Source organism: Nocardioides sp. (assembly GCF_031422975.1).
GTDB lineage: Bacteria > Actinomycetota > Actinomycetes > Propionibacteriales > Nocardioidaceae > Nocardioides.
Map to the genome: position 1 here is coordinate 1 of NZ_JANPEO010000553.1, position 2,275 is coordinate 2,275.

General features: G+C 69.3%; 3 protein-coding genes and 1 other RNA gene. 1 reads left to right on the plus strand and 3 read right to left on the minus strand.

Features of this window, described 5'->3' with window-relative positions:
• Nucleotides 1-264, minus strand: a 264-nt coding sequence (locus RMO85_RS16560; protein WP_310529822.1) for an FAD-dependent oxidoreductase, incomplete at its 3' end; no start/stop codon positions are given.
• A gap of 116 nt (nt 265-380) precedes the next feature.
• Here RMO85_RS16560 and RMO85_RS16565 point away from each other — a divergent pair.
• A complete protein-coding gene (locus RMO85_RS16565) occupies nt 381-1,064 on the plus strand; it encodes a helix-turn-helix domain-containing protein (RefSeq protein ID WP_310529823.1) in 684 nt (227 codons plus the stop codon).
• Nucleotides 1,065-1,093: 29 nt separating this feature from the next.
• On the opposite strand, the gene RMO85_RS16570 is transcribed toward RMO85_RS16565, so the two are convergent.
• Together RMO85_RS16570 and ssrA are read right to left on the minus strand one after the other, a co-directional pair.
• On the minus strand, nt 1,094-1,792 hold the full coding sequence (locus RMO85_RS16570; RefSeq protein WP_310529824.1) for a type 1 glutamine amidotransferase domain-containing protein: 699 nt from the start codon (nt 1,790-1,792) through the stop codon (nt 1,094-1,096).
• 235 nt (nt 1,793-2,027) lie between these two features.
• Nucleotides 2,028-2,275: a transfer-messenger RNA gene (gene ssrA / locus RMO85_RS16575) on the minus strand; the annotation flags it as partial.

Sequence of the window (2,275 nt, forward strand, 5' to 3'; positions counted from 1 at the left end):
GCCGCCGAGGTCGATCCGCTCGCCGCGCGTGCCCGAGCGGACGTCTATGCCGCGGTCGGCGTACCCCTTCGACGCCTTGAGGTAGGCGTCCTCGGCCTCCGAGTTGCCGGCCAGATACCCCTTGGACAGCGGCGGGCGTTCGTACGGCGGATGCGGCTCGGCAGCGAAGACGATCAACTCACCGTCGTAGCCGCTCTCACGCAGCTCGACGGCGGCGTTGCCGGCCGCCATCCCGCCACCGATGATGACGATGGGTGCGGTCATCGGACTCCTCCGTTCACGAGGGTGAGGAACTCGGCGCGCGCCGCGGCGTGAGCGAAGCTGATGCGCCCACTAGACACCCGGTAGCGCTCTAACGTCAAGCCCCGTATCTTTTAGAAATGCCCACGCCCCAGATCGATCTGGCCCGCATTGCCGCCCTGGCCGAGCCTGTACGCCGCAACCTGTTCGACTTCGTCACGCGCTCGCGCACCGCGGTGAGCCGGGAGCAGGCGGCCGAAGGGCTCGCGATCGCGCCCCACACGGCGAAGTTCCACCTCGATCGGTTGGTCGACGAGGGCCTCCTTGACGTCGAGTTCCGGCGCCTGACCGGCCGGACCGGGCCGGGGTCGGGACGCCCGGCCAAGCTCTATCGGCGTTCGGACCGCGAGCTCCAGGTCTCACTCCCCGAGCGGCACTACGACCTGTTGAGCCGGATCCTCGCCCATGCCGTCGCCGAGGCGGCGACCACGGGCGAGGCAGCCGGCGTGATCGCCGCCCGGGTGGCGCGTGCTGAGGGATCGGCGTGGGGAGCCGCTCTCGGCGAGCCCGTGGACTCGGCCGAGCTCGACCGGCTCGCGACGGCGCTGGCTGCCGGCGGCTACGAGCCATGGATCGATGAGCAGACGCTGTTCCTGCGCAACTGTCCCTTCCACCGCGTCGCCCAGGAGCAGACCGAGCTCGTGTGCGGGCTCAACCTCGAGTACGTCACCGGGGTCGCGGACGGCGTGGGCTGCACCGGGCTCACGACCCGGCTCGATCCCGGTGAGGACCGATGCTGTGTGAGTGCCGCACCCCATCGCTGACCGCGACCCAGCAGCGTCGACCTCCGTCGTCAGGACGTGAGCAGTCCGACGACCTTGTGCGCGGCCTCGGTGCTGGACGCCGGGTTCTGGCCGGTCACCAACCTGTCGTCGACGACCACGAAGGGCGCCCACGCTTCCCCCGAGGAGAAGGTCGCGCCAGCCTCACGCAGGCGGGACTCCAGCAGCCACGGCGCCTTGTCGGCGAGCCCGGCCTGTTCCTCCTCGGCGTCGGTGAAGGCGGTCAGGTTGCGCCCGGCGAACAGCCAGGAGCCGTCGGCGCGCTTGGCCGGCAGGAGACCAGCCGGGCCGTGGCAGACCGAGGAGACGACCTTGCCGCCGTCGAGCATGGTCACGAGGATGCGGCCGAGGTCGTCGCTGACGGCGAGGTCCTCCATCGGGCCGTGGCCGCCGGGCACGAAGACGGCGTCGTAGGAGTCGAGGTCGACATCGGCGAGGACCAGGGTCGACTCGAGCCGGCCCGCGAGGGCGTCGAGGGCCTTGTGCTGCTTCGCGGACTCCTCCTCGCCGATGGTGTCCGGGGCGAGGCTGCCCTCGTCCACCACCGGCGTCTTGCCCTCCGGGCTGGCGAGGTCGACGTCGATCCCGGCGTCGGAGAACACCTGCAGCGGGGACAGCAGCTCCTCGGCCCAGAAGCCGGTCGGGTGCTTGGTCCCGTCGGTGAGAGTCCAGTGGTCGGAACCGGTCAGGACGATCAAGATCTTCGGCACGTCAGTACTCCTTGAGTCAGGGGCGGGACGCCGTACGGCGCCGCTTCACGACGCTACCCATGGGGTGGTCGGCCCGATTGCCGCAAGCGCTCGGGTCTCAGAAGACGAGCACGCACATCAGCCGCTCCGACCGGAGTCGAAGCGGCTGAGGTTCAAGAGGGCTGGCTCTCGGTGGGGCGACCCACCGGGACCGATTATTCTGCGAAGCCTTCGCGCTCGTTCTGCGAAGACCCCACCGTGGAGCTGGCGGGAATCGAACCCGCGTCCTCGAGCGTCGAACCAGGTCTTCTCCGGGTGCAGTCCGTGAAGTTCGCTTTTCTCAGCCCCGACGCTCGCACGGACATGTCGTCGACAGGCTCAGTCACGGAAAAGTCCCGGTCAACCTCCGTGACAAGAGTCGACCAGCAAGTCTCCTAGATGAGGCCTGGGTCCGGGACGGAGACAGATGCCCGGTCAGACCCTTCGATCACTGCTCAGGCAGCG

Excerpts from the sequence above, each read along its gene's own strand:
- RMO85_RS16565 (WP_310529823.1), top strand. The coding sequence starts at position 381 with ATGCCCACGCCCCAGATCGATCTGGCCCGCATTGCCGCCCTGGCCGAG.